The organism is Pseudomonas frederiksbergensis, from assembly GCF_000802155.2.
GTDB classification, from domain to species: domain Bacteria; phylum Pseudomonadota; class Gammaproteobacteria; order Pseudomonadales; family Pseudomonadaceae; genus Aquipseudomonas; species Aquipseudomonas frederiksbergensis_A.
This window is the reverse complement of the sequence record NZ_JQGJ02000005.1, coordinates 429,950-455,849: the sequence shown is the minus strand read 5'-3', so window position 1 is coordinate 455,849 and position 25,900 is coordinate 429,950. Positions and strand designations below refer to the sequence as shown.

21 protein-coding genes, 1 tRNA gene and 2 pseudogenes are annotated in these 25,900 nt (G+C 60.8%); 15 read left to right on the top strand and 9 right to left on the bottom strand.

Annotation, left to right across the window (positions count from 1 at the left end):
• Window positions 1-4: 4 nt before the first annotated feature.
• Together JZ00_RS31955 and JZ00_RS31950 are read left to right on the top strand one after the other, a co-directional pair.
• Window positions 5-814: pseudogene (locus JZ00_RS31955) on the top strand (PAS domain-containing protein); the annotation flags it as partial.
• A 102-nt stretch (window positions 815-916) separates the two neighbouring features.
• On the top strand, window positions 917-1,369 hold the full coding sequence (locus JZ00_RS31950; protein ID WP_411829980.1) for a methyl-accepting chemotaxis protein: 453 nt from the start codon (window positions 917-919) through the stop codon (window positions 1,367-1,369).
• A gap of 5 nt (window positions 1,370-1,374) precedes the next feature.
• Here the strand turns inward: JZ00_RS31950 and JZ00_RS13075 are convergent, their stop codons facing one another.
• From JZ00_RS13075 to JZ00_RS13050, 6 genes are all read right to left on the bottom strand, one after another.
• A complete protein-coding gene (locus JZ00_RS13075) occupies window positions 1,375-2,955 on the bottom strand; it encodes an ABC transporter ATP-binding protein (RefSeq protein WP_039589513.1) in 1,581 nt (526 codons plus the stop codon).
• A gap of 39 nt (window positions 2,956-2,994) precedes the next feature.
• On the bottom strand, window positions 2,995-4,017 hold the full coding sequence (locus JZ00_RS13070; RefSeq protein ID WP_039589516.1) for an ABC transporter permease: 1,023 nt from the start codon (window positions 4,015-4,017) through the stop codon (window positions 2,995-2,997).
• A complete protein-coding gene (locus JZ00_RS13065) occupies window positions 4,017-5,075 on the bottom strand; it encodes a microcin C ABC transporter permease YejB (protein WP_039589517.1) in 1,059 nt (352 codons plus the stop codon). The genes JZ00_RS13070 and JZ00_RS13065 overlap by 1 nt, the downstream gene beginning before the upstream one ends.
• Entirely contained in the window at window positions 5,075-6,943 is a 1,869-nt protein-coding gene (locus tag JZ00_RS13060) for an extracellular solute-binding protein (protein WP_039589519.1), read from the bottom strand. Before JZ00_RS13060 ends, JZ00_RS13065 begins: the two co-directional genes overlap by 1 nt.
• 136 nt (window positions 6,944-7,079) lie before the next feature.
• Window positions 7,080-7,361, bottom strand: a complete 282-nt coding sequence (locus JZ00_RS13055) for a peptidylprolyl isomerase (RefSeq protein WP_039589523.1) — start codon at window positions 7,359-7,361, stop codon at window positions 7,080-7,082.
• A 74-nt stretch (window positions 7,362-7,435) separates the two neighbouring features.
• Window positions 7,436-8,320: an esterase/lipase family protein gene (locus JZ00_RS13050; protein WP_039590038.1), complete on the bottom strand. Its 885-nt coding sequence runs from the start codon at window positions 8,318-8,320 to the stop codon at window positions 7,436-7,438.
• Window positions 8,321-8,645: 325 nt separating this feature from the next.
• Here JZ00_RS13050 and JZ00_RS13045 point away from each other — a divergent pair, with 325 nt between their 5' ends.
• Window positions 8,646-9,698: a hypothetical protein gene (locus tag JZ00_RS13045; RefSeq protein WP_039589524.1), complete on the top strand. Its 1,053-nt coding sequence runs from the start codon at window positions 8,646-8,648 to the stop codon at window positions 9,696-9,698.
• 75 nt (window positions 9,699-9,773) lie between these two features.
• Here JZ00_RS13045 and JZ00_RS13040 read toward each other — a convergent pair whose 3' ends face one another.
• Entirely contained in the window at window positions 9,774-10,844 is a 1,071-nt protein-coding gene (locus tag JZ00_RS13040) for a 3-deoxy-7-phosphoheptulonate synthase (RefSeq protein ID WP_039589526.1), read from the bottom strand.
• Between the two features lie 615 nt (window positions 10,845-11,459).
• Between JZ00_RS13040 and JZ00_RS13035 the strand changes: the two genes are divergently transcribed.
• From JZ00_RS13035 to JZ00_RS13010, 6 genes are all read left to right on the top strand, one after another.
• Window positions 11,460-12,209 carry a carbon-nitrogen hydrolase family protein gene (locus JZ00_RS13035; RefSeq protein WP_039589528.1) on the top strand — a complete coding sequence of 250 codons (750 nt, stop codon included), beginning with the start codon at window positions 11,460-11,462 and terminating at the stop codon, window positions 12,207-12,209.
• 10 nt (window positions 12,210-12,219) lie between these two features.
• Window positions 12,220-12,654, top strand: a complete 435-nt coding sequence (locus tag JZ00_RS13030; RefSeq protein WP_039589530.1) for a GNAT family N-acetyltransferase — start codon at window positions 12,220-12,222, stop codon at window positions 12,652-12,654.
• 123 nt (window positions 12,655-12,777) lie between these two features.
• Window positions 12,778-13,419 (top strand): response regulator transcription factor GacA, encoded by a 642-nt coding sequence (gacA, locus tag JZ00_RS13025; RefSeq protein WP_003200277.1) that lies wholly within the window; start codon window positions 12,778-12,780, stop codon window positions 13,417-13,419.
• A 2-nt stretch (window positions 13,420-13,421) separates the two neighbouring features.
• Window positions 13,422-15,245, top strand: coding sequence for an excinuclease ABC subunit UvrC (gene uvrC, locus JZ00_RS13020; RefSeq protein ID WP_039589533.1), 1,824 nt, complete (start codon window positions 13,422-13,424; stop codon window positions 15,243-15,245).
• Window positions 15,246-15,277: 32 nt separating this feature from the next.
• Window positions 15,278-15,838: a CDP-diacylglycerol--glycerol-3-phosphate 3-phosphatidyltransferase gene (gene pgsA / locus JZ00_RS13015; protein WP_039589536.1), complete on the top strand. Its 561-nt coding sequence runs from the start codon at window positions 15,278-15,280 to the stop codon at window positions 15,836-15,838.
• Window positions 15,839-15,901: 63 nt separating this feature from the next.
• Window positions 15,902-15,977, top strand: a tRNA-Gly gene (locus tag JZ00_RS13010).
• Window positions 15,978-16,695: 718 nt separating this feature from the next.
• On the opposite strand, the gene JZ00_RS13005 is transcribed toward JZ00_RS13010, so the two are convergent.
• Window positions 16,696-17,853, bottom strand: a complete 1,158-nt coding sequence (locus JZ00_RS13005; protein WP_039589540.1) for an alpha/beta hydrolase family protein — start codon at window positions 17,851-17,853, stop codon at window positions 16,696-16,698.
• 425 nt (window positions 17,854-18,278) lie between these two features.
• Here JZ00_RS13005 and JZ00_RS31945 point away from each other — a divergent pair.
• Window positions 18,279-19,352 (top strand): annotated as a pseudogene (locus JZ00_RS31945) (HAMP domain-containing protein); the annotation flags it as partial.
• On the top strand, window positions 19,347-20,210 hold the full coding sequence (locus JZ00_RS31940; RefSeq protein WP_412177673.1) for a methyl-accepting chemotaxis protein: 864 nt from the start codon (window positions 19,347-19,349) through the stop codon (window positions 20,208-20,210). The pseudogene JZ00_RS31945 and the gene JZ00_RS31940, both read left to right, overlap by 6 nt.
• Window positions 20,211-20,233: 23 nt before the next feature.
• On the opposite strand, the gene JZ00_RS12995 is transcribed toward JZ00_RS31940, so the two are convergent.
• Complete coding sequence (locus JZ00_RS12995; protein WP_039589543.1) at window positions 20,234-21,145, bottom strand: LysR family transcriptional regulator; 912 nt, start codon at window positions 21,143-21,145, stop codon at window positions 20,234-20,236.
• A gap of 326 nt (window positions 21,146-21,471) precedes the next feature.
• Here JZ00_RS12995 and JZ00_RS12990 point away from each other — a divergent pair, with 326 nt between their 5' ends.
• From JZ00_RS12990 to JZ00_RS12975, 4 genes are all read left to right on the top strand, one after another.
• Window positions 21,472-22,410, top strand: coding sequence for a VOC family protein (locus tag JZ00_RS12990; RefSeq protein ID WP_039589545.1), 939 nt, complete (start codon window positions 21,472-21,474; stop codon window positions 22,408-22,410).
• A gap of 15 nt (window positions 22,411-22,425) precedes the next feature.
• Window positions 22,426-22,788: a Rieske (2Fe-2S) protein gene (locus JZ00_RS12985; RefSeq protein ID WP_039589547.1), complete on the top strand. Its 363-nt coding sequence runs from the start codon at window positions 22,426-22,428 to the stop codon at window positions 22,786-22,788.
• Window positions 22,789-22,967: 179 nt separating this feature from the next.
• Window positions 22,968-24,092, top strand: a complete 1,125-nt coding sequence (locus JZ00_RS12980) for an FAD-dependent oxidoreductase (RefSeq protein WP_039589549.1) — start codon at window positions 22,968-22,970, stop codon at window positions 24,090-24,092.
• Between the two features lie 127 nt (window positions 24,093-24,219).
• Window positions 24,220-25,899 (top strand): DUF1302 domain-containing protein, encoded by a 1,680-nt coding sequence (locus tag JZ00_RS12975; RefSeq protein ID WP_039589551.1) that lies wholly within the window; start codon window positions 24,220-24,222, stop codon window positions 25,897-25,899.
• The last annotated feature ends 1 nt before the right edge of the window (window position 25,900 follow it).

The following is a 25,900-nucleotide window of genomic DNA, read 5'->3' as shown; positions in this document are numbered from 1 at the left end:
CGTCATGCAGTCAACGTCTCCGGGAGCGGTACCCATGTTCATTCGCACTCGCAAGCACCAGGACGCTTTGCACCAGATTCAGGCCAGGCAGGCGATCCTTGAAGCAGAGCGTGCGGCACTCCACGGCGCCATGGCAGTCGTTGAGTTCACGGTAACGGGACAGGTGCTCGGCGCCAGCCCGATTTTTCTCGAGATGACCGGGTATTCCCTCGATGAGGTCGTGGGTAAGCATCACTCGATGTTCTGCGAACCCGCCTATGGGAGCAGTCGGGAAAACGCGGCGTTGTGGCAGCAGTTGGCACGCGGCGAAAGCGCCGAGGCCCAGTTTCTGCACCTGCGGCGCGCGGGCGAAGGGATCTGGGTGGAGGCAAGCTACGCCCCGGTGCGCGACCAGGGCTCAGGCGTGCAGCGCGTTGTCCAGATCCTGCGCAACAGCCATGAGCGCGTGCTTCGCGCCCAGGCCGAATCCAGTGTCATGCAGGCGATAGACCGCTCGATGGCGATCATCGAGTTTGACCTGAGTGGAACCGTAGTGCGGGCCAATGAGAATTTCCTCAAGGTCATGGGGTATCGGCGCGAAGAAGTGCTCGGTCAACACCACCGCCTGTTTTGCAACCCCCGAGAAGTGCAGGACGAAGCCTATCGCGGTTTTTGGGCCGCGCTGAACCGTGGCCAATACATGAGCGGGCAGTTCCAGCGCGTCGACAAACGAGGCGCGACGGTCTGGCTGCAAGCGACGTACAACCCGCTCTATGACGCCAATGGCCGCTTGTATGGCGTGGTCAAGTTCGCCACCGACATCACTCGCGAAGTCGAGCAGCGCCAAACTGAATCCAAGGCGGCGAGACTGGCTTTCGAAACGTCCCGCAGAACCGACGAACACACACAGCTGGGAACCTCGGTCGTCCAGCAGACGGTGACGGTGGTGCAGAGCATTGCCGATGAACTGCAGCAGGTCGCCATGGGCATCGGCGCCCTGAGCGCTCAGTCCGAAGAGATCGGCAGCATCGTCGACGCCATCCGGGGGATCGCAGAGCAAACCAACCTGCTGGCACTCAATGCGGCCATCGAAGCGGCCCGGGCCGGGGAGCAGGGCCGCGGTTTCGCGGTGGTCGCCGATGAGGTGCGCAACCTTGCGCGCCGCACCAGCCAGGCCACCGTGGCCATCTCCGACGTGGTCGGCAAGAACCGCGAGCTGGCCAGGCAGGCAGTGACCAGCATGCAGTCAAGCACGCTCAAGGCAGAGCAAGGCGTGAAGCTGGCGAACCAGGCGGGCACGGTCATCCTGGATATCCATCGTGGCGCGCAACAGGTGGTCGAGGTGATTGGCGAGTTTGCCCACGCCATGGACCAGCGCGGCGACGCCTGATCGCGTCACGCCGATCCTGGATGCGCCGCTGCCAGCAGCTCCCTGGTGTAGGGATGTTGGGGCGCGTCGAAGACGTCCTGGCTGGGGCCTTGCTCGACCACCTTGCCATCCTTGATCACGATCATGTCATGGGCCAGGGCGCGCACCACTGCCAGGTCGTGACTGATGAACAGGTACGTCAAACCGTGCTTTTCCTGGAGCTGCCGGAGCAGGGTGACTACTTGTTTTTGCACGGTGCGGTCCAGGGCCGACGTCGGTTCGTCCAACAGGATCAGTGCCGGCTTGAGCACCAATGCCCGGGCAATGGCGATGCGCTGGCGCTGGCCGCCGGAAAACTCATGGGGGTAGCGGTGGCGGCTCTGCGGGTCGAGGCCGACTTCCCTGAGGGCCTGGATCACCTGCGCCTCGCATGCCTCGGCGCTGGACGGGCTGTGGACTTCGAGACCTTCGCTGATGATCTGCTGCACCGACATCCGCGGGCTGAGGCTGCCGAACGGGTCTTGGAAGACGATCTGCATCTGCTTGCGCCATGGTCGCAGCTCCTTGTGCGACAGGTGATCCAACGCCTGGCCCTGGAAACGAATGCTGCCTTCGGACTCGATCAGCCGCAGGATCGCCTGGCCGAGGGTGGATTTGCCGGAACCGGACTCGCCGACGATGCCCAGGGTCTTGCCGCGCTGGATGCTCAGGCTGATGCCATCCACGGCGCGCAAGTATTCCTTGCGTCGGAACAGCCCACCGCCCAAGGCAAAACTCACCCGCAGGTCCCGCACTTGCAATACGTCTTCGCGTTCATCCCGGGGCAGGGCTTCGCCTTCCGGCTCGGCGTGCAGCAATTCGCAGCTATAGGGATGTTTCGGTGTGCTGAACAGGGTCTCGCAAGGCGCCTGCTCGACGATCTCCCCGGCCTTCATCACGCATACCCGTTGGGCGATGCTGCGGACCAGGTTGAGATCGTGGCTGATCAACAGCAAGGACATGCCGAGGCGCTGCTGCAGCGACTTTAGCAGCAGCAGTATCTTGCGCTGCACCGTCACGTCCAAGGCGGTGGTTGGTTCGTCGGCGATCAACAGTTCCGGCTCGCAAGCCAGGGCCATGGCGATCATGACGCGCTGGCGCTGGCCGCCGGAGAGCTGATGCGGATAGGCCTTGAGTCGTTCGGCGGGTTTCTGGATGCCGACCAGGGCCAGTAGTTCCAGGATGCGCGCTCGCGCGGCCTTGCCACCCAGGCCGCGATGCAGCATCAGGGTTTCGCCGATCTGTTTTTCGACGCTGTGCAGTGGGTTCAGCGAAGTCATCGGCTCCTGGAAGATCATGGCGATCCGGTTGCCGCGCAGCTCCCGTAGCGTCTTCGCCTCGGCACCCACCAGTTCTTCACCGCGATAGCGAATGCTGCCGGTTGTGCGCGTGCCGGTTTCCGGCAACAGTTGCAGGATCGAATGGGCTGTCACTGACTTGCCGGAGCCCGACTCGCCCACCAGCGCCAGGCATTCGCCGGGGCGGATATCCAGGCAGAGGTTGCGCACCACCGCCTGGCCGTTGAAGGCCACGCTCAGGTCGCGGATTTCGATCAGGTTGTCGCTCATCTCAAGGTTCCGTTCATGGATCGTGGTCAAGACCGCGGGTCAAGACCGCGGGTCAAAGGCGTCGCGCAACGCCTCGCCGATGAATACCAGCAGGGAAAGGATCAACGCCAACGTGAAAAAAGCCGTCAGTCCCAACCAGGGCGCTTGCAGGTTCTGTTTGCCCTGGGCGATCAGCTCGCCCAGGGACGCGCTGCCGGCCGGCATGCCGAATCCCAGGAAATCCAGGGCCGTCAGGGTGGAAATCGCCCCGGTGAGAATGAACGGCAGGTAACTCAAGGTGGCATTCATGGCGTTAGGCAGGATGTGCCGCACGATCACCTTGCGGTCGGACAGGCCCAAAGCCCTGGCGGCCTTGACGTATTCAAGGTTGCGCCCGCGCAGGAACTCGGCGCGTACCACGTCCACCAGGGCCAGCCAGGAAAACAGCGCCATGATCCCCAGCAACCACCAGAAGTTGGGCTCGACGAAACCCGACAGGATGATCAGCAGGTAGAGCACCGGCAGCCCGGACCAGACTTCCAGCAGGCGTTGTCCCAGCAGGTCCACCCAGCCGCCGTAATAACCCTGCAAGGCCCCGGCGGCAATGCCGATCAGCGCGCTGATGGCGGTCAGCGCCAGGGCGAACAGGATCGACACCCGCGCACCGAAGATGACCCGCGCCATGACGTCCCGGGCCTGGTCGTCGGTGCCCAGCCAATTGACGCTCGATGGCGGGCTTGGGGCCGGTTGATCGAGGTCATAGTTGGGCGTGTCGGCGCTGAACGCAATGGGTGGGAACAGCAGCCAGCCGTTGCCCTTGTGGATCAGGTTCTGCACATAGTTGCTGCGGTAATCGGCCTGGAACGGCAACTGACCACCGAATTCCTGTTCGGTGTAGCGCTTGAACACCGGGAAATACAGCGAACCCTCGTAGCTCATCACCAGCGGCTTGTCATTGGCGATCAGTTCACCGCCGAGTGACAGGACGAAAAGCCCGATGAATAGCCACAGCGACCACCAGCCACGACGGTTTTTCTTGAAGCGCTCGAAACGCCGCCGCCCCAAGGGCGATAACTTGAACATCAGGCGTTCCTCGCGGCGAAGTCGATACGCGGGTCCACCAGCGTGTAGCAGAGGTCGCCGATGAGTTTGATCAGCAGGCCAAACAGCGTGAAGATGAACAGCGAACCGAACACCACCGGATAGTCCCGGGACACGGCGGCTTCATAGCTCATGCGCCCCAGGCCGTCGAGGGAGAAGATCACCTCGATCAGCAACGATCCGGCGAAGAATACGCTGATGAACGCCTGGGGAATGCCCGACACCACCAGCAGCATCGCATTGCGGAACACGTGCCCGTACAGCACGCGGCGTTCGCTCATTCCCTTGGCCCGCGCGGTGACCACGTATTGCCGGGTGATCTCGTTGAGGAACGAGTTCTTGGTCAGGATGGTCAGGGTGGCGAAGCCGCCGATTACCAGCGACGTGACCGGCAGCACCAGATGCCAGAAGTAGTCGGCGATCTTGCCCAGCGTCGACAGGGATTCGAAGTTGTCCGAGACCAGCCCGCGCACCGGAAACCAGTTGAGCGAGGTGCCGCCAGCGAAAACCACGATCAGGAACATCGCGAACAGGAATGCCGGCATGGCGTAGCCGATGATGATCGCGGTGCTGCTCCACACGTCGAATGCCGAACCGTGGCGCACCGCCTTGCGAATGCCCAGGGGAATCGACACCAGGTAGGTGATCAGCGTCGCCCAGAGCCCGAGGGAAATCGTCACCGGCATTTTTTCCAGGATCAGGTCGGTCACCGTGGCGCCGCGGAAGAAACTCTTGCCGAAATCCAGGCGGGCGTAACTGGTGAGCATCAGCCACAGGCGCTCGTGGGCGGGCTTGTCGAAGCCGTACTGTTTCTCGATGTCCTTGATCAGTTGCGGGTCCAGGCCCCGGCTGGCGCGGGAGCTGCCGGTCATGGCATTGCCCGAGCTGCCGACGCCGGTGCTGCCGACACCCTGCAACTGGGCGATGGCCTGTTCCACCGGCCCGCCCGGCGCGGCCTGGACGATGACGAAGTTCACCAGGAGGATGATCACCAGCGTCGGAATAATCAGCAGCAGGCGCCGCGCAATATAGGCCCACATCAGTGATGCCCTCCCGGTGAGCCACGCTTGATGCGTTCGGCGGTCATCTGTTCGTTGGTCAGGGGCGTGGTGCTGACTTCCCACCAGCTCTCGATGGCTTCGTCATTGCTCGCCTGTACTTTCGGCATGCCGAAGCGGTTCCACCAGACGGTCGAACTGCCTGGCGGGTAATAGTTGGGAATCCAGTAGTAGTTCCACTGCAGCACCCGGTCCAGCGCATGGGCGTGGCGGAGCATGTCGTCCTGGGTGGTGGCCTTGACCAGGCCATCGATAAGGGCGTCCACGGCAGGGTTCTGCAAGGCCATGTAGTTGTTCGCCCCCGGGTCGTTGGCCGCCGCCGAGCCGAAATAGTTGTAGAGCTCCATGCCCGGCGAGGTGCTGACCGGATAGCCAGTGATGATCATGTCGTAGTCGCGACTCATGAGCCGATTGACGTACTGGGACGAGTCGATGCGCCGAATGCTCATGTCGATGCCGATTTGTGCCAGGGTGCGCTTGTAGGGCAACAGCAGGCGGTCGATACCGTTCTGGGTATTCAGGAACGTGAAGCTCAGCGGCTCGCCTTCGGCATTCACCAACCGGTCGCCGCGAGGCTTCCAGCCGGCCTGCTCCAGTAGCGCCAGCGCTTGCAGTTGTTTGTCACGTATGACACCGCTGCCGTCGGTTTTCGGCGCCTGGAATACCTGGCTGAACACCTCGTCCGGCACTTTGCCGCGCAGCGGTTCGAGGATCGCCAGTTCCCCCGCATCGGGCAACTGCCGGGCGGCGAGATCAGTGTTGGAGAAAAAGCTTTGCTGGCGCACGTAGGCGTTGCGCATCATCTGGCGATTGCTCCATTCGAAATCCCAGAGCATGGCCAGCGCCTGCCGCACGCGGCGGTCCTGAAACTGGGGGCGTTGCAGGTTGAACACGAAACCCTGGGCCGGCTGGGGCGCCTCGGTGGCGAGGTGGGCTTTTTGCAGCCGGCCGTCGCGCAGGGCCGGGCTGTCGTAGCCGATGGCAAACCCCGTGGCGGAGAACTCGCGGTTGTAGTCGTAGGCGCCGCCGCGCAGGACTTGCCGCGCCACATCGGTGTCGCCGAAATACTCAATGCTGAAATGGTCGAAGTTATAGAGGCCGCGGCTGGCCGGCAGGTCCTTGCCCCACCAGTTGGCGTTGCGCTCGAAGGTGATGCTGCGGCCCGAATCGACCTTGCTCACCCGGTATGGGCCACTGCCCAGAGGCGGCTCGTAGCCGCCTCCGTTGGCGAAGTCGCGTGTCTTCCACCAGTGCTCGGGAAAAACCGGCAGGGTAGCGACGTCCAGCGGCAGGGTGCGATTTTCATTGTTCTTGAAGTCGAAACGAACGGTGCGTTCCGATTCCACCTCGACGCCTTTGACGGCAGCGAATTGCGTGCGATAACGCAGGCTGCCTTGTGTCATCAGCAAGTCGAAGCTGTAGCGCACGTCTTGCGCGGTGATGGGCTTGCCATCGGCAAAACGCGCCTTGGGATTGAGGTAGAAGCGCAGGGAAAGGCCATCCTCGGCGCGCTCCATCTTCTCGGCAACGAGGCCATAGACGGTATAGGGTTCGTCCAGGGAGCGCTGGGCCAGCGGAGAATAGAGCATGCCGTCGACCTGGCTGACGCCGATGCCTTTGTCGATGTAGGGCAGCACATGGTCAAAATGGCCGATCTCCACGGCCGAACGGCGCATCGTCCCGCCTTTGGGAGCCTGGGGATTGGCGTAGGCAAAGTGGGCGAAGCCTTCGGCGTACTTGGCCGGTTCGCCATAAACGGTCAGGGCATGTTGTGGTGCGGCATCCACGCCTGCGGCGCCAGTCAGCAGGACCACGGCAGTGAACAGCCACGAGGGAAAAGCCAGTCGCATTGTCAGCCTTAGAGCCGGGTTATCGATGACTACGATTTGTACGCGAGTCACGTGTGAATCGCCAGCCTTGAGGCGAAGGGAGGGCCCCTCGCCACAATGATTCAGACAGCCATCGAGTAAACAGCCTGGGCCGGGATCAGTCCTGGCGGCTGGTCACTTCCAGCAAGTGATAGCCAAACTGGGTCTTGACCGGGCCCTGGACCACATTGATCGGGGCGCTGAACACCACGGTGTCGAATTCCTTGACCATCTGGCCTGGGCCGAACGAACCAAGGTCGCCGCCCTGGCGGCTGGACGGGCATGAAGAGTTCGCCTTGGCGATTTCTGCGAAATCGGCGCCCCCTTCAATCTGGGCCTTGAGTTCGTTGCACTTTTCTTCGCTGGAAACCAGGATGTGGCGGGCAGTGGCTTTGGCCATGGGGTATTTCCTTTCAGTGTTGTAAAAAAACGCCCAGCCTACCGGAATCATTCCGGGTTTGTTGCCAAATTGCGTCAGAGTCCGACGAGCCGCAAGCGTTCTGCGTGCCTGACATAGAGCTCTGTCGCATTGCTCCCCTTGCGCAAGCCTTCTCCAGTGTGCGGGTTGATCGTGTCCAGGTGACTCATTGGGTAGTTGGAACGGATCACTTTTCCCAGATGTGAGCTGAAGCGTCCGACGATGCCATCGTTCTGCCCGGCCTCGGTGGTGAAGTATTTGGAAAAAGCCCGGCAGAAATCATTCAACGAATCGGCCATTTGATCGCCATTCTGACTCGGCGTGTCCTGCACCGTGCCGCTCCAGGAGTAATAACGTACGCCATTGACCAGTTGCGGCCCATGGCCTCCCCAGTTCTGGGGCAGGCCTTGTGGATACTTGTCATTGAATGCACCCACGCCCTCGGTGGTCAGCGCCGCCAGTGCTGCAATTGCATTTTGTGGCAGTTGTGCCTGGCCGCTGAGCAGCGTGATGAAATCGGCGAAAAGTGTGGCGACTCGATTCGCCACGTGCTCCGGCAAGCGGCCCGGCGTCAGGGCCTTGCGCAGGAAGTCAGCGAGTTCCGACCCCTGGTTGGGGCCGCTGACCGAAGTGACGGAGGCGACAGTGTCGGGCGCCAGTGCGGCGGCATAACGGGCGGCCAACACACCTTGCCCGTGGCCGATGAGGTTGACCTTGGCGGCTCCGGTTCCTTCAAGAACCCGTTCCATCTGGGCTAGCAACTGTTCGCCGCGCGCTTCGTTGGAGTGTGTCGCGGATACATACGGGATGAACACTCGGGCACCTGCGGTGCGCAATGCCTGTTTGACATGATGGAAAAGTTCGAGCGGGCCGACCCTGTCGAACCCGAACAAACCATGTACCAAAAGGATGGGAAAACGGGTGGTTGCATTCCGTTGCATGTTCGTACCTTTTTCGAAGAGGTTCATGTGATGTTTGCGGCACCACTTTAATCCAGGCCGGTAGTGAGCGGTGTAGGACGAAACCGCAGGTGGCTGCGGAAATAGGAATAAAAAGCGCGAGAAACTTTCCACAGACGTCAGGCGGCATTTTGGATTCGGACACTTCCGATAGCCCGATGCCTATGAAACTCACACCGGCAGGCGCAAGAGACCACTCTGTGTGTCGTGTTGTCTGGCTGTATGACTCGGGCGTCGGCGTTCTAATGGTTTCGTCTGGCGCCGTTACGGGAAACGGTGCCTTTTCCCAAAGGATTGGAGCCTGGAAATGACCCTTGAATCATCTGCTGGCAGAAGCCGGCTTTCACTGCGAAAACTAGCGCCCCCCTCGCTGGCCAGGGCCCGCGAGGGCGTCATTGATCCGGCCTGGAGCAGGGCTGTCGTCTCCATCAAGCCGTACCCGATGATGGCGTGTGGAGATGAGCTGCTGCTTTATTGGCACGGACTCAATAATGAGGGCGAGCATTACCGCCACGAAGTACGCCGGTTCGTCACGCAGCGTCAGGTCGGCCGCAGCATGGTCTTTGTCGTGCGTGAGCCTCATATCGCTGAGCTTGATGGTGGCTCGCTGGAAATCTCGTACCGAGTTACCGGTAAGCAGTTGCCCGCCGTGTTGGTCTCTCAAGCGCTTCAATTGCAGATCGGCGATAGCGCTCCGCAATTGTTGCCACTGATCGCTAATGACGCGGTGGGCGGCAGCCTTGATCCGGGGCGGCTGGCCGAAGGCACGACGGTGACTGTGCGGCCTTATTCGAACATGGCGGCCGGCGATCGATTGATTCTCCTCGCCACTTTGGATTCCAAGCCGTTGTGGCGCGACGTACTGGATATCGAGGCTCACGCGGTTGGAAACAGATTGTCACTCTGGATCGATCATGCGGACATCGCACCCTATTCGGGGCATTCGTTGACCTTGAGCTATGTCGTCAGGCGAGGGCACTCAGTGCGTCGCGCCGAGCCGTTATCCGTCTGGCTAGGCCCATTGGTACGCCCGCCGCTGGAAGCGCCGAGGATACCGGAGCTGATAGAGGACTGGCTGGATGTCGAGGGGCTGCAGGGAGCCGCGACCGTGGTCATCGATGGTGTTGGGTTGGAAGCGGGCGAGTTGGTCTGGTTGCAATGCAACGGAAGCTACCCGTACGTCCTGGAGCGTGAGATCACTGAAGCCACGGCCGGCCAGCCGGTCGTCTTCACGGTACCGGCTACCTATTGGCAAGCACAGCGAGAACAATCGGTGCGTGTCTTCTATCAGGTCGAGCGTCTGGATGAAGTGCACCAGCGCTCGGCGGATATTACCGTTCAGGTTCGGGCCAGGGCCTGAGGCAAGCCCAAACGACAACCCTTGTGGCGAGGAAAGCTTGCTCCCGCGCCACAAGGCAGAGAAACGTCGAGCCGTTCAGGCCCCCAGTCGCAACCTGCGGTGAGCCTGGCGCAGCAGTTGCTCGGTCGACGCCCAGCCAAGGCATCCATCGGTGACCGATACACCGTAGCGCATCGTCGCGCCCAACGGCTGGCAGCCCTCGAACAGGTGACTTTCGAGCATCATGCCGACGAGCGCACGGTTGCCTTGCACTCGCTGTTCCAGCACGTCTTCGAATACCTGGGGCTGGCGCAACGGGTCCTTGCCGCTGTTGGCGTGGCTGCAATCGACCAGGATGCGGGCCGGGATTTTCAGGCGCGTGAGGTCGCCGTGGATTTGCGCCACGCTTTGGCAATCATAATTCGGTCCGCGATGGCCACCGCGCAATACCAGGTGGGTATCGGGGTTGCCCTGGGTCTGTATGACCGCCGGGTGCCCCTGGCTGTCGATGCCGAAATGGCGATGGGGATGCGCCGCTGAGCGCATGGCGTCGCAGGCGATGCCGACCCCACCGTCGGTGCCGTTCTTGAAGCCCACTGGCATGCCCAGTCCGCTGGCCATTTCCCGGTGAATCTGTGATTCGGTGGTCCGAGCACCAATGGCGACCCAACTCAGCAGGTCATCGAAGTAGCTGGCTGCCATGGGCTGCAACAGTTCGGTGGCCACGGGTAGGCCGAGTCGCAGCATCTCACGCATCAACTCCCGCGACAGCTCGAGGCCGGTGGCCATGTCATCGCTGCCATCGAGATGGGGATCGTAGGCCAGACCCTTCCAGCCCACAGTGGTGCGAGGCTTTTCCACGTAGGCGCGCATCACCAACAGCATGCTGTCGCTCACTTCCCGGGCAAGGCGAGCGAGGTTGGCGGCGTATTCGAGAGCGGATTCTGGATCGTGGATCGAGCAAGGGCCGACGATGACCAGCAGGCGGGAGTCCTCGCCGTCAAGGATCGCGCGGATGACTTGGCGATGGGCGTTGACCTGTTGGCTCAATGCATTATCAAGCGGCAATTGTTGCTTGAGCTGTAATGCACTCGGCAAGCGCAGGGTCAGGGCTTCATTGGCAGGGTTGAGTGTGGACAGCGGCAAAGCGGAGACGGACGAATTCATGATCTGGCTTCCTGGGCGGGGCTGCGGGTTCATTCCCGCGCGCCGGCCCTATTTGGGTGTTCGACAATTGGCCGTAATGGCCCGCAACGTAGGCATGCCACCGGTAGGTGACCGATCGGAGGCGGCAAGCTGTCCCGAGCGGTGGCTGGTAAATCGCCAGGCGGAAAAACTGTCGTAACGGTAATAAGTGGCGTAGTTCATGGCTCAATCCTCAAGTTGTTTGATGCTGCAAATGTCTGGGGCCTGAAAAACAAAACCCCCGGTCGGGAGGCCGACCGGGGGTTTGGAAAACTCTGGAAGGCGACCCGTTGAAAATGGGGCGCCGGTTGGGTATCAGGCGCGCCAGTGGCTAAACCAATACCCAAAATAAAAGCTGACCGGAGTCTGTACGCTGTTCGCCCGGGCAGCCGCAACCGAGCGCGAGGCGCTGACAGGTTGAAGCGGTGAGCGGGCGTTGAACATGATCTGTCTCCGATGAATGGTCCGAGCTTACAAGAGCGCGAGGCAGCCGTTCAATAAGAAAATGCTATCGGGCATTTAAAAACAGTCGCCTCGCTTGAGTCCGATGGGCGTTATGACAAACTTCTGAGTTGTGCTGACTCTTTTGGAAGATCCATGAACGCTTCAGTCTTTGCCGCCGCACAAGCCATTTCCGTCGCCGGAGATGTTCACGCCAATGTCATGGCGCATCTGCGTTTCATGCAGGCCGCCGCCGAGCAAGACGTGAAGCTGTTGGTTTTCCCTGAGTTGTCGCTTACTGGCTATGAGCTGGGCCTGGCGGCAAAACTCGCGATCCTCCCCAATGACAGCCTCTTGCAGCCGCTGCGCGACTTGGCGCAAGAGCTGTGCTTGACGACCGTCGTCGGCATGCCGATCCGCCTGTCGACAAGCGAGCCAGTACTGATCGGCGCACTTATCCTCGGTGCCGATGGCTCCCTCGGGGTCTATAGCAAGCAACACTTGCATACGGGAGAAGAGGTCGTTTTTGCGCCCGGCCATGGCGGCCCAATGTTGCCAATGGATTTGGATCAGGTCGCCTTGGCGGTCTGCGCCGACTTCACCCACGCCTGTCATGCCGCCTCGGCCGCGGGGCAGGGCACCACGGTGTACGCGGCAGGCGTCTTGATCAGCAAGGGTGGCTACGAGCCGGACACCACGCTGCTGCAAAGCTATGCCCGGCAACATGCCATGGCCGTGTTGATGGCCAATCATGGTGGTGCTACCGGAGGGTGGGAGTCGGCCGGTCGCAGCGCAATCTGGGGTCCGGATGGTTCGCTGCTGGCTGCGGCTCAAGGCGTGGGGGAGGCATTGGTCATCGCTCGACGCGGCGACAGCGGGTGGGCGGGTCAGGCCATGGCGCTGTGACGAGGTTTCGATGAGTCTTGAATGGCGCCCGGCTGAAGCCCGTGACATTGAGTTTGCACGTCAGCTGACTTGCAGCAACATGCTTACCTATTACCTGCGCCATGATTTGCTGTGGCAGGACGAGGCGTTCGATCTGGCGTGGGTCATCCGCCAGAACTGGATAATCTGCCGCCATGAACAAACGCTGGGTTTTGTCAGTCTCAGTCGTGATGCGCGCGCTTTGTATATTCGAGAGTTACAGATCGACAAGGCGTTTCGTCGACAGGGCGCCGGAACCTGGGCGATAGGACAGGTCTGGGCGATGGTGGCAGTTGAACATCGCCCGGCGTTGCGGCTTACCGTTTTCAAAGACAATCCGGCCCGGGAACTCTACGAGCGCATGGGGCTGAGGGTGGTCGGGGAAGATGAGTGTTTCTTTAGAATGCAGCGAGACGCCCATGCTTGAGGCTTCGAATATCGAGTTCGAAGATTTGTTGTAACTTTTATCTGCCCGTTTGCCCTAGGTCTGCCGAGTGCTTTTTGCTAAGGTGTTGGCAACCCATACAAGACCAAATCGTGAGGTGTCTGCTTGATTAGGGTGTTAGTGGTCGACGACCATGATCTCGTCCGTACGGGCATTACACGAATGCTGGCTGACATTGATGGCCTGCAAGTAGTTGGCCAAGCCGAATCCGGGGAGGAATCCCTGATCAAGGCGCGTGAATTGAAACCCGACGTGGTGCTCATGGACGTCAAGATGCCGGGCATCGGCGGCCTTGAAGCCACGCGTAAGCTGCTGCGCAGTCATCCGGACATCAAGGTCGTCGCGGTGACTGTCTGTGAGGAAGATCCGTTTCCCACCCGGTTGTTGCAGGCGGGCGCGGCGGGCTACCTCACCAAGGGCGCCGGCTTGAACGAGATGGTCCAGGCAATCCGCCTGGTATTTGCCGGGCAGCGCTATATCAGCCCGCAAATCGCCCAGCAATTGGCAATCAAGTCGTTCCAGCCGACCAACGATTCGCCCTTCGATGCGCTGTCCGAACGAGAAATCCAGATTGCGCTGATGATCGTCGGCTGCCAGAAGGTCCAGATCATTTCCGATAAGCTGTGCCTGTCGCCCAAGACCGTCAATACCTACCGTTACCGTATCTTCGAAAAGCTTTCGATCAGCAGTGACGTCGAGTTGACGCTGCTGGCGGTGCGTCATGGCATGGTCGATGCCAGCGCCTGATAATGACTGAACAGTTTGATCCAAGTGCTTTCCTGTCCACCTGCAGCGGCCGTCCCGGCGTGTACCGCATGTTCGACAGCGACGCGCGCCTGCTTTACGTCGGCAAGGCCAAGAACCTCAAGAAGCGCCTGGCCAGCTACTTCCGCAAGACGGGCCTCGCACCAAAAACCGCCGCGCTGGTGGGGCGCATCGCGCAAATCGAAACCACCATCACCGCCAATGAAACCGAGGCGCTGCTGCTTGAGCAGACGCTGATCAAGGAATGGCGGCCGCCGTACAACATCCTGTTGCGGGACGACAAATCATACCCGTACGTGTTCCTGTCCGACGGGGCCTTTCCACGCCTGAGCATTCATCGTGGGGCCAAGAAGGCCAAGGGCCGGTATTTCGGCCCATACCCCAGCGCCGGGGCAATCCGTGAAAGCCTGAGCCTGCTGCAAAAAACCTTTTTCGTGCGCCAATGCGAAGACAGCTATTACAAGAATCGGACCCGGCCCTGCCTGCAACACCAGATCAAACGCTGCAAGGCGCCGTGTGTCGGGCTCGTCGAGCCCGAGGTCTATGCCGAGGACGTGCGTCACTCGGTCATGTTCCTGGAGGGGCGCAGCAATGCGCTGACCGATGAACTGTCGGCCGCCATGGAAGAGGCTTCGATCAACCTTGAATTCGAACGCGCCGCGGAGTTGCGCGACCAGATCGGGTTGCTGCGTCGTGTACAGGACCAGCAGAGCATGGAGGGCGGCAGCGGCGATGTCGATGTCGTCGCCGCGTTCGTCAACCCCGGTGGCGCCTGCGTGCATCTCATCAGTGTGCGGGGCGGTCGGGTGCTGGGCAGCAAGAATTTCTTCCCTCAGGTAGGGATCGAGGAAGACGTGGCGGAAGTCATGGCCGCTTTCCTGGGCCAGTACTACATCAGCAGCCCGGAACGCGACTTGCCCAGCGAGTTGATCGTCAACGTGGTCCACGAAGACTTCCCGGCCCTGATCGGAGCCATCGACAAGCTTCGCGGTCGAGAACTGACCATCAGCCACCGAGTGCGTGGAACGCGCGCGCGCTGGCAGCAATTGGCCGTGACCAACGCCGAACAGGCCCTTGGCGCGCGCCTGGCCAACCGCCAGCACGTCGCGGCACGGTTCGATGCCTTGGCCGATGTCCTGCATCTGGATGAGCCGCCGCAGCGGCTCGAGTGCTACGACATCAGCCACTCCAGCGGCGAGGCGACCGTTGCCTCCTGCGTGGTGTTCGGTCCTGAAGGCCCGATCAAATCCGATTACCGGCGCTATAACATCGAAGGCGTTACCCCGGGCGATGACTATGCCGCCATGCACCAGGCACTGATGCGGCGCTTCGGCAAGATCAAGGACGGCGAGGGCAAGTTGCCGGACATCCTGTTGGTGGACGGTGGCAAAGGCCAGTTATCCATGGCCCGCGACGTACTCAACGAACTGGCGGTCCCGGACCTGATCCTGCTCGGCGTAGCCAAGGGCGCGACGCGCAAGGCGGGTTTCGAAACCTTGTACCTGAACGACGCGGCCCACGAATTCACCCTCAAGGGCGATTCGCCGGCATTGCACTTGATCCAGCAGATCCGCGACGAAGCCCACCGCTTCGCCATCACGGGGCACCGCGCCCGCCGTGGCAAGACCCGCCGTACCTCTACGCTGGAAGGCGTGGCAGGGGTCGGGCCGACGCGCCGGCGTGATCTGTTGAAACATTTTGGTGGATTGCAGGAACTGTCTCGTGCCAGCATCGAGGAGATAGCCAAAGCACCCGGCATCAGTAAAAAGCTCGCAGAGTCGATTTATGCGAACCTGCATAGCGAGTAGAATGCCCGTCAACCTCGTAGCCAGTTGTGCCGATGAATATCCCAAACCTGATTACCGTTCTACGCGTCCTGCTCATCCCGATCTTCATATTGTTGTTCTACTTGCCGTACCACTGGAGCTACGTGGCCTCAGCCTCGGTCTTTGCCTTCGCCGCCGCGACGGACTGGCTCGACGGCTACCTCGCCCGACGCCTGGAGCAAAGCACGCCGTTCGGCGCGTTCCTCGACCCGGTGGCCGACAAACTGATGGTCGCGGTGGCCCTGGTGCTGCTGGTGCAAGAACACGGCAATCTCTGGCTGACCCTGCCGGCGGCAGTGATCATCGGCCGCGAAATCGTCGTCTCGGCGTTGCGTGAATGGATGGCCGAGTTGGGTGCCCGCGCCCAGGTCGCCGTGTCGAACCTCGGTAAATGGAAAACCGCCGCGCAGATGCTCGCGCTGGTTATCCTGCTGGCGAATCCTTCGGACTTCACCTTCTGGGTCCTGTTGGGTTACGGCTTGCTGCTGGTGTCCGCTGGTTTGACGCTGTGGTCGATGGTTCAATACCTGCGCGCCGCCTGGCCGCACCTGCGGACTGATGTCGATCCGAAATAAAACTTTTTTGAATCAAAGGGTTGACGGCGTGTTTGGAATCTATAGAATGCGCCACACCAAGACGCGGGAATAGCTCAGTTGGTAGAGCACGACCTTGCCAAGGTCGGGGTCGCGAGTTCGAGTCTCGTTTCCCGCTCCAAGATTCAAAAAAAGCCACTCAGATGAGTGGCTTTTTTTGTGCCTAAAAAATGTTTGCACTCATGTCGACAGGCTACTTCGGGCCCAGCCTGTGTGAAAACACCGCCGAGCAGTTCAAGACCTGCGGTTTGAAGCAGTATGAGTCGATAGTGGATTTTCACGACCGGCAGCCTTTGTTCGGTCGTAGTCCTTCGAACCGCAATGGCTGGGCTCACTCATAAAATTTACCAGCCAGCAGAATGGCCGCACAGCGTTGCCATACGTTTGATCTACTGGCACTCACAGGGGAACTGCGTGAGCTGGCAGTCGCCCCCGCTGCGGCAGCATCAAGAAAGGTATCAATAGAGCCGTTTTCCCATCCCAACGCCCCCGGTCCATAGGGAGACGACGGAGAGGTCTCTTCCAGCAAACGCTCATCGGCGAAATCCATACCTAGAGCTTCAATTAAGCCGAAGAGTGGCTGTTCGTCGTCTACGGTTTTACTCCGTCTGCCTTGCACCTCGTTAACGTCAAAAATCTAAAGGTTGGTTAAAGCAGTACCCAAAATCACGGGTACACAATGCGGACGACACCCTCGTTAAAAGCTGCTTCCGATCGAATATGCGCAACCATCGAAGCACTTTTGACGGCGGGGCGATGGGCACGCATTCATGCCCATCGCGCGGTCGCACCGGACGTTCAGGCCCCGGCCGCATGCCGGAGCATGAATTTCATACCTGTCATGCAGTGCGACCACCGAGCACTTCAGCCACCCAGTCGGCGATGTACTGGCCGGCATTGATACTGTTATCGAAGCTCGAGTGCTGTACGCCACCCTCGCGCTCGGTGAAGACTTTCAGTTCGCGTTTTGGGCTGTTGACCAATTGTTCGTAAGTGCGGTGTGCCCACTTCAATGGAATCTGCGAATCCTTTTCACCGTGGGTGACCAGGAAGGGAACCTTGATGCGATCCAGGATGCCATCCAGATGCACATTTTCGGCGATGGCCATGAATTCGTCGGTGTCCTTGGCGCCCCATACCCACGAGACGTGCGACCAGTAATGCGGGACCGGGAAGCTGCCTTCCTTTTCCAAGCGGCGTTTCTGCACGTCGCGCCAGTCATGATTGGCCCCCCAGACGACACCGCAAGCGAAGCGCGGCTCGAAGGCCACGGCACGCGGGCAGTAATAACCTCCGAGTGATACGCCCTCCAACCCAATGCGTTTGGCGTCGACATCGTCGCGGGTTTCCAACCAATCCACCACGCGACTGGCCCAATGTTCGCTGTCGAAACGCGCTGTCAGGTTATGTAGCCGGAGCGCTTCGCCTGTCCCGGGTTGGTCGATGATCAGCGACGACACGCCACGTTTGGCCAGCCAGGCGGGCAGGCCGACGCGGTATTTCATTTCTTTGGTGGAGTCGAGTCCATTGACCTGCACCAAAATCGGCGCTGGGCCGCTGACACCTTCGGCACGGACCAGCAGACCGGAAATATGTTTGCCTTCGTAAGGGATTTCAACGCGCTCGCAGTTTTCGCGTGCCAGGTCGATACCGCGTTGGAACGTGTGCAGAAAGCGCTGGTACAGCTCCGTCCGGCCAGGGGCACCGTGGGCCTGTAGGCGTTCGCAGCTCAGGTAGTAGGTCGCGGCGCGGTTGTATTTTTCACCGGCAGACAACATTCGACCCTTGCCTTCGTCTTCTTCAGCCAGGCCGCACAGCTTGTCGGCCATGTTCGCCCAGGTCTCCCGGAAGGCCTTGCTGCCAGCGGCGTCCGGTTGCTTGGCGGCCTCCTGCAGCGGCGCGCACATTTCTTCGATTTCGCCAATGCGGGCGCCCATTTCAATGGCCAGATCGACGGAAAGATTCCACACGTAGTTGGTCGGGAAGTAGCGAAACATGATTGTTATTGTCCTTGTGCAAGCAAAGCGGGCGACCAGGTCCGGAGCGGGAATAGCCAGACCTGACGGTTCGAAGCAGGCTAAGGGCAGGCCCCTTGTTTGGCCAATCGCGAGTCGGGATGGGAGGTATTGCGAACGGAGATAGAGCCGTGTGCACCGTTGGTCCAAGGGGGCTACGCACCGCTCAAGCCGCAAATCCGGATACCTACCATCGTGCTTTGCGATGGCTCATAACGCAGGATGTGATTGGTGTCGTTGAGGTCCGACTCACTAGAGTTGGCGCTGAACCGCGCCGTCGGTTGGCGTTTGGGGCACACAACAACAAGAATAAGGTATCGGCAGATGAGTGAGTCCAGATCCGGCACAGCGATCAGCCTGTGCGCCAAAGGCAGGCTGTTTTTCCACGACCGTGCGAGGGACTGGACATGCTCATATTGAATCGCGTTCTCGGAAATCTGTCGGTGGGGGCCAAGCTATTGCTGGGCTTTGGCTTGGTGCTGCTGGTTACTTTGGGAGTAGCGCTCACGGCTTTTCGTTCCCTGGGTGTGCTGCAGCAACGTGGGGAGCAGTCGCGTCAGGCGTCAGCGGTTCAGGCCCTGATCCTGCGTGCGCGTATCGACGAGAAAGCATTCGCCCTGGATCTCGCCCCGCAGCGCCTGGAGCAAGTCCGCGAGACGATTGGAAAACTAAATCGGCAACTCGATGATCACCCGACCAACAGCGCAACGCACACCGCGGTTCGCACAGCCGTCAGCGCTTACCTGGAGCAGTTCCTCGGCTATGCCGATTCGTTGCGTCGGGCTCGCGAAACGCGCCTGCGCATGCAGGCACGGGCGCAGACGGCTGGCGACAGTTTTACCCTACTGTTTCTCGACCAACTGGATGCGCTTAATGCTCGGTTAGGGCAGGGGACGCCGCCGAGCAGCGATCAGATGGTTTTGCTTGAGCAGACGACCGCGCTGCGGGACAAGCTCGCCAAGCTGCGTGACAGCGAGCTGTACTACTCGCTCGATGGCGAGGAGCGTTACCGCAGCGACTGGGAAATGAGCATGAGTGACCTGCTGGCCGCCATGCAGGCGCTCGATCTTGACGAGCAGCAAGGTGCGTCGCTGCAGGAGGCGAACACTGCCTTGGGCGACTACCGCAAAGCCTTTCTCGAGTTCGTCGACAGCCGTGAGCAAAGTGCGCAAAGCAGTGCGGCGATGAGTGCGCAAATTGAGCAGGTCAGCCAGCTGCTGGCCCAGGCCGATGAGCAGCAAAGGCAGGCGGTCCTGGACGATAATCGCGATGCCGATCGCCAATTGGGGTTGATCACCGTTCTGGCGCTCGCCTTGGGCATTGGCGCTAGTCTGCTGATCCGTCACTTGATTGTGCAGCCGTTGCGCCAGGCTGTGCAGTTGGTCCAACGCGTGGCGGCGGGGGACCTGAGTGATCCGCCGGCAGGCAGTGGTCGTCGTGATGAGTTGGGTCAACTGTTGGGCACGGTGGGCAACATGCTGGGCAGCCTGCGCGGTTTGGTCGGACGCATCGACCGCGGTGTCGGCTCGCTCAACGGCATGGCCGGCAGCCTGGCCGAAGTGACCCTGAGTAACAGCCGTGGTGTCGAACACCAACGCCAGGAAACCGAGCTGGCCGCCACCGCCATGCAACAGATGGCCGCCACAGCGCAGGAAGTCGCGCGCAACGCGGGTCAAGCCAGCGAAGCGGTGGCGCATGCCGACCAACAGGCGCGTGAGGGCGATGAGTTGGTGCGTCAGGCGAGTGACAAGATTGATCATTTGGCTGTGGAGATGGGCGGTTGCGCTGAGGCCATGCGGTCGCTATTGGTGGAGAGCGCGGCGATTGGAGGTGTGCTCGATGTGATCAAGGCGGTGGCCGAGCAGACCAACCTGCTGGCGCTCAATGCCGCCATCGAGGCCGCGCGGGCGGGCGAGCAGGGACGTGGCTTCGCCGTGGTCGCCGATGAGGTGCGTGGCCTGGCACGGCGTACCCAGCGATCAACCACGGAAATCGAAGGGTTGATCGTTCGTCTGAGCGCTGTAGCCCAACACGCCGCCGAGCGCTTGCAAGGCAGCCATGTGCTGAGCGATGAAACGGTGGTGCTTGCGGCGCAAGCCTCCCAGGCGCTGGCGCGGATCACCCGGGCGGTGTCCAGCATCGAGCAGATGAACCAGCAGATCGCCGCGGCCGCCGAACAGCAGAGCGTGGTGGCCGAGCAAGTCAGCCAGAGCATGACGCGGGTGCGGGAAGTGGCCGAAGGAAGCGCCAGGGAAAGCCTGAAATTGCAAGGCTCAACGGCCGACTTGCAACGGGTTGGCGGCGAGCTCAAAGCGGCCGTCGGGCACTTTCGAACGTGACTCGCCTTTGGCTAGCGCAGTAACTACTGCTCCAGTTCGTTGATGATCTGGCTGATTTTCGCCCGCAGCCAGCGGTGCATCGGATCCCCCTCCATGGTCCGATGCCAGAGCATGAACTCACGCATCACCGGGATTTTTACTGGTGGCTGCACGATGCGTAGCGGCAGGTAGTTGGCGTAGAGCTTGGCCATGCGTTGGAGCATGGTGGCGACGCGTTGGGTGCCGACGATCAGCTGCGGCAGAGTATTGAAGTCATGGGTCACCACTTCCATGCGGCGGGTGAAACCATACTGGCTCATCAACCATTCTTCGACGCTCAGTTGTCGGTTGCGGCCAAAAATCACCGAGACATGGCCCATCTCGATGTACTGGTCGAGGCTGATGCTGTCGCCCACCAACGTGTTGCCGTCCCACACTACACAGACGTGTTCTTCTTCAAACAGTAGCTGCGAGGGGTGGCCTTCGATCAGGTAGTGTTCAGGCACGATCATCATGTCGGCCTCACCGCGCATCAGCATCTCGGTGGACGTGTCGCCAGGGCCGAGCAGTTCAAAGGTGATATGCGGTGCTTCCAGGGAGATCTTCTGGATCACCCGGGCAAACAGGACGCTGATCAGATAGTCCGAGGTGATCAGGCGAAAATGACGCTTGCTGGTGGCGGGGTCGAACACCGGTTTGGCGGTGATCGAGGACTGGATCGTCAGCAGCACCTGGCGCACCGGCGCCGCCAGTTCGCGGGCATAAGGCGTGGGCTGCATCTTGCGTCCGACCTGCGCCAGCAGCTCATCTTCGAAGTAGAGGCGCAGCCTGCCCAGTACGCCGCTGGTGGCGGATTGTGTCATGTGCAGGCGTTCGGCGGCGCGGGTGATGTTCTGCTCTTCCAGCAATACATCCAGCGCCACCAGGAGGTTGAGATCCAAGTGGTTAAAACGCATGGCGGTCTCGATTCTTGTATTTATTTTGTAAATACCTTCCGACCTTCCTATCGCGGCGTCAAGTGCCGTGAGTGGGCGAATCGTGCGATGCCTGTTCGATTTTCCAGAGCGCTTGTGCTGCGCAGCCAGGTATCGCGTTTACCGATAGGTCGCATCCCGACAAGCGATTAGTCAGTGAGTTTTTACCCCTTCACTATCAACCCACAGTCGGTTGGCCGTGACGCTTTATCGACTCCAAGACCCGCCAAGGCAGCGTACCGCCTGGCACTGCTCCCGTAAGCGGGGTGCTGGCCTGCGCTGAATAATTACAATGGAGTGGTAACTCAATGAACATCATTGGCCTTGACGCCCTTATTTTCGGTGTCGACGACATTCAAGCCTGTACTCATTGCCTGCGTGACTACGGCCTGCTGCCTGTCGATGTCGACAGCGAGGGCGGTCGTTTTGAAGCCCTCGACGGCACCGCCGTGATTATCCGTCGGGCAGACGATGCCAGTCTGCCGGCGGCCATCGGGCCTGCGCCCTCGATTCGTGAAACCGTCTATGGCGTGGCAAGCATGGCTGATCTTGAGGCCATCGCCGATGAACTGGGGCGCGACCGCCCGGTGACCCGCGGTGCCGATGGCTCCGTGCACAGCGTGGACGATATGGGCTTTGCCATTGGTTTCCAGATCAGTGTGCGGCGCGCGTACAGCGCACCAGCCGATCTGACCAATGCGCCGGGCCACGCGCCTCAACGCCCGGTCAACCAACCTGGCATCAATCCCGACATGCAGGCCTTGCCACGGACCCTGTCCCACGTAGTGTATTTCGTGCCGGACGCAGCCAAGGCCGAAGTTTTCTACAAGCGCCTGGGCTTCGTGACCACTGACACCTTTGTCGGTGCGGGCCCGTTCATGCGGCCGGCCGGTTCCGATGACCATCACTGCCTGTTCATGATCCAGACGCCGCCGCACATGAAGGGCTGCGAGCACTTCACCTTTCACATGGGCAGCGGCACGGAAGTACTGCTGGCCGGTCGTCGCTTCGAAGAGCAAGGCTGGACCAGCTTCTGGGGGCCGGGCCGTCATCTCTTCGGCTCCAACTGGTTCTGGTACTTCAACAGCCCGTTGGGTTGCCACATTGAATACGACGCCGACATGGACAAGCACGATGACGCCTGGCAAGCGCGCCAAGCGCCGTTGTCGGCGGATAACTCGCAGTTGTTCCTGTTCACTTCCCGGGAAAAGTGGTTCCCGAGCGGCCCGCCGCCCAAGCAGGCCTGAGCGCGGAGGTCGTCCATGAGTCACGAGGCCCTGGTGCTCTGTCGACTGGATGAATTGGTCGAAGGGCAGGCCCGCGGGTTCGATCCTCTGGGTACGGGCAAGGACAGCGTGTTTGCCCTGCGCCATGACGCAGAGGTGCGCGTCTATCGCAACAGTTGCCCACACTTGGCGGTGCGCCTGGAGTATCGCAAAGACCGTTTTCTCAGCGTCGATGGCCGCCAGATTGTCTGTTATGCGCATGGTGCGCGGTTCCTTCCTGACACGGGTCTGTGCGTGTACGGCCCGTGCCTGGGGGAAAGCCTGAGTGCGCTGCAATGGCATGCAGAAGCCGATTGGCTGGTGCTCGAAGCGGGTCAGTTGGAGGCATGTGGACCTTAATTAAGGTATCGCGGTAGCTGATACATCGTATCCCTACATGCGATTAGTCAAACGCCTGCTTTGCCGAGAAAGTGGGGCACAAAGCGGTACCGAATGCGTGCAAACACAGCGGGTTCTGAAGCCTGGGATCGCTCCGGCAGAACGCTTGCGTGAATAACAAGAATAAGAGTGAGACGAGCATGAACGCAGTGAAAAAGGTGCTTATCGTCGGTGGTGGTATCGGTGGCCTGTGTGCCGCAATCGCTTTGCGTCGCAAAGGCATTGTCGTCGATCTTGTCGAGCTCAAGACGCAGTGGACCGTCTACGGTGTTGGCATCATCCAGCAGAGTAACGTTGTCCGTGAGATGGCCAAGTTGGGTGTGTTGGATGGCTACCTGGATGCTGCCTACGCGTTCGAGGATGTGACCATCAATACCACCGCCGGTGAACAGCTGGCGCGGATCCCTGGTCAGCGCCTGGCCGGCCCCGACTACCCAGCCAATGTCGGCATCTCGCGCCTGGCCCTGCATCAAGTTCTCAGCGAAACCACTATTGCCCTGGGGGCCTCGATTCGTCTGGGCCTGAGCGTCGAAACGCTGGAGCAGATGGGCGAGGGCGTTGATGTGTTGTTCACCGATGGCAGTCGCGGCCATTTCGATCTGGTCGTGGGCGCCGATGGCCTGTACTCCCACTTGCGAGGCTTGCTGTTCGGTGAGCAGTACCTGCCGCGCTTCACCGGCCAAGCGGTGTGGCGCTATAACTTTCCACGCGCCGCCGGGATCGATCATCTGGCTACCTTCCAGGGGCCCGCCGGCAATGCCGGACTGGTGCCGCTGGGTCAGGACCAGATGTACCTGTTCATGACCTCCCACGAACCCGCCAATCCAAGAGTGGAGCCTGCCACGCTGGCGTCCCGAATGCGCCAGCGCCTGAGTGGTTTCACCGGGCTGATCGGCGAGCTGCGCGAGCTAATTACTGACAGCGAACGGGTGGTCTACAAGCCGCTGGAGGTGGTGTTCGTCCGCGAGCCCTGGTACCGCGGCCGTGTCGTGCTGATTGGCGATGCAGTGCACGCCACGACGCCGCACTTGGGCCAGGGCGCCGGTATGGCCATCGAAGATGCCGTCGTGCTTGGCGAGGAGTTGGCCGGCGGCGGCAGCGTCGAACAGCAGCTCGAGCGCTTTATGGCGCGCCGTTATGAACGCTGCAAATTCATCAGCGAAAGCTCGGTGCTGGCCGGTGACAAGGAAATGGCCCACGACAGCAGCTTCGACCGGATCAGCCTGGTCAGACGGATGCTTGAGGTCACGGCAGAGCCTATCTGAGACGCCGGCAAAACCAAATTCGCTCCCCAAGGATGTTTCATGCCTGTGCAGGCTTGGCCCGGTTGGACTGCGGGCGCGGTTTCACCAGAAGAGCTGACATACAACAACAATAAAGAGGGTTACTTCGATGGCTACTCGCAAGTTCGCTGCGTCGCGGCGCGTCCCCTTCACCCTGACCCTTGCGGCCAGCCTGGGGCTTGGCGCTTCGGCAGCCCAGGCGTTTCAGATCGACACCGGCAATCCCGATCTCAGCTTGCGCTGGGACAACACGCTGAAGTACAGCGCGGCCTGGCGCCTGAAGGAGCCCAGCAGCAAGCTCAGCGAAGGGCAGACGGCGTTGAACCAGAATGACGGCGATCACAACTTCGGCAAGGGGCTGATCTCCAATCGCCTGGATATTCTTTCCGAGCTGGACATCGGTTTTCACAACTTTGGTGCGCGTCTGAGCGGTGCCGCCTGGTACGACACCGTCTACCAGGACCGCAACGATAACAACGACGCGGCCAGTGCCAACCAACGTTCGGTGGGGTTCAACGAGTTCACCAGTGATACCCGTCAACTGCACGGTGGTGACGGTGAACTGTTGGATGCCTTCGTCTACTGGAACGGTGAGCTGGCCGACCGTACCTTGTCGGTTCGCGCCGGGCGCCACGGCCTGATCTGGGGCGAGAGCCTGTTCTTCGGCGGCAACGGCATTGCCGGTGCCATGGCGCCAGTGGACGTGGTCAAGGCGCAATCGGTACCCAACACCCAATTCAAGGAAATCACCCGGCCGGTCAATCAACTCTCGACCGCCTACCAACTGACCGATGACCTGTCATTGGGCGCTTTCTACCAGTTGGAGTGGGAAGAGACACGCTTGCCTGGCGCCGGCAGCTACTTCTCCACCAGCGATACGATCGGCGATGGCAATGAAAGGCTGATCACCGGCGGGCCATTCCCGGATTTCCTGGGCGGGAATGCCAATAGCCCGGCGGCGTTTTTCCATGGCAAGGACAAGAAAGCCAGGAGTTCCGGCCAAGGCGGCCTGCAGCTCAAGTACAACACCGGGACGACGGATTACGGCCTGTATGCGCTGCAGTACCACGAGAAAACCCCAACGCTGTATTTGAAACCGAATGCCACCGGGCCGAACTTCAGTACCGGGCAAGTCGGCGAATATTCCTGGGTTTACCCGGAAGACATCCGTGTCCTGGGCGCCAGCTTCGCGACCTCCGTGGACGAGTACAGCTTTGCCGGCGAAGCATCGATGCGCTGGAACATGCCGCTGGTGTCCAACGCCCAGACCGTCCTGCCGGGCGTCGACGCGGACAACAATGACGACGCCCTGTACGCCGTTGGCCGTACGGCTCACATCAACCTCAACGTCCTGGCATCGCTGGGCCCTTCCTTCGTCGCCAATGAAGCCAGCCTGGTAGGTGAGATCGCCTGGAACCGCCTGCTGGCCGTGACCAGGAACCGCGCAGCCCTGGACCCTAACGCCACCGATGACGGCCTGGGCCTGAAACTGGTGTACACGCCGACCTATCGCCAGTTTTTCCCAGGCGTCGATATCAGCGTGCCGCTGGGCATCAGCTATTTCCCCATGGGCAAGTCGGCCGTGATCAGCGGGTTCGGCCCCGATAGAGGAGGGGACATGAACATCGGCGTATCCGCCACCTACCTGGACCAAGTGACCGTGGGGCTGACCTATACCCACTTCTACGGCCCCGAGGACACCAGCCTCAACGCCGCCAACCAGTTCAATTACAAGCAGTCGTTGAAGGACCGGGACTACCTGGCTTTCTCCGTCAAGACCACGTTCTAAG

Coding starts and splice junctions, on each gene's coding strand:
- JZ00_RS13055 (WP_039589523.1), bottom strand. CDS start 7,361: ATGGCCAAAGCCACTGCCCGCCACATCCTGGTTTCCAGCGAAGAAAAG.
- JZ00_RS13070 (WP_039589516.1), bottom strand. CDS start 4,017: ATGTTCAAGTTATCGCCCTTGGGGCGGCGGCGTTTCGAGCGCTTCAAG.
- JZ00_RS13060 (WP_039589519.1), bottom strand. CDS start 6,943: ATGCGACTGGCTTTTCCCTCGTGGCTGTTCACTGCCGTGGTCCTGCTG.
- JZ00_RS13005 (WP_039589540.1), bottom strand. CDS start 17,853: ATGTTTCGCTACTTCCCGACCAACTACGTGTGGAATCTTTCCGTCGAT.
- JZ00_RS13035 (WP_039589528.1), top strand. CDS start 11,460: ATGAACGCTTCAGTCTTTGCCGCCGCACAAGCCATTTCCGTCGCCGGA.
- JZ00_RS13065 (WP_039589517.1), bottom strand. CDS start 5,075: ATGTGGGCCTATATTGCGCGGCGCCTGCTGCTGATTATTCCGACGCTG.
- JZ00_RS12975 (WP_039589551.1), top strand. CDS start 24,220: ATGGCTACTCGCAAGTTCGCTGCGTCGCGGCGCGTCCCCTTCACCCTG.
- JZ00_RS12980 (WP_039589549.1), top strand. CDS start 22,968: ATGAACGCAGTGAAAAAGGTGCTTATCGTCGGTGGTGGTATCGGTGGC.
- JZ00_RS13040 (WP_039589526.1), bottom strand. CDS start 10,844: ATGAATTCGTCCGTCTCCGCTTTGCCGCTGTCCACACTCAACCCTGCC.
- JZ00_RS13030 (WP_039589530.1), top strand. CDS start 12,220: ATGAGTCTTGAATGGCGCCCGGCTGAAGCCCGTGACATTGAGTTTGCA.
- JZ00_RS12990 (WP_039589545.1), top strand. CDS start 21,472: ATGAACATCATTGGCCTTGACGCCCTTATTTTCGGTGTCGACGACATT.
- JZ00_RS13045 (WP_039589524.1), top strand. CDS start 8,646: ATGACCCTTGAATCATCTGCTGGCAGAAGCCGGCTTTCACTGCGAAAA.
- JZ00_RS13050 (WP_039590038.1), bottom strand. CDS start 8,320: ATGCAACGGAATGCAACCACCCGTTTTCCCATCCTTTTGGTACATGGT.
- JZ00_RS13075 (WP_039589513.1), bottom strand. CDS start 2,955: ATGAGCGACAACCTGATCGAAATCCGCGACCTGAGCGTGGCCTTCAAC.
- uvrC (WP_039589533.1), top strand. CDS start 13,422: ATGACTGAACAGTTTGATCCAAGTGCTTTCCTGTCCACCTGCAGCGGC.
- pgsA (WP_039589536.1), top strand. CDS start 15,278: ATGAATATCCCAAACCTGATTACCGTTCTACGCGTCCTGCTCATCCCG.
- JZ00_RS12985 (WP_039589547.1), top strand. CDS start 22,426: ATGAGTCACGAGGCCCTGGTGCTCTGTCGACTGGATGAATTGGTCGAA.
- JZ00_RS12995 (WP_039589543.1), bottom strand. CDS start 21,145: ATGCGTTTTAACCACTTGGATCTCAACCTCCTGGTGGCGCTGGATGTA.
- JZ00_RS31940 (WP_412177673.1), top strand. CDS start 19,347: ATGCTGGGCAGCCTGCGCGGTTTGGTCGGACGCATCGACCGCGGTGTC.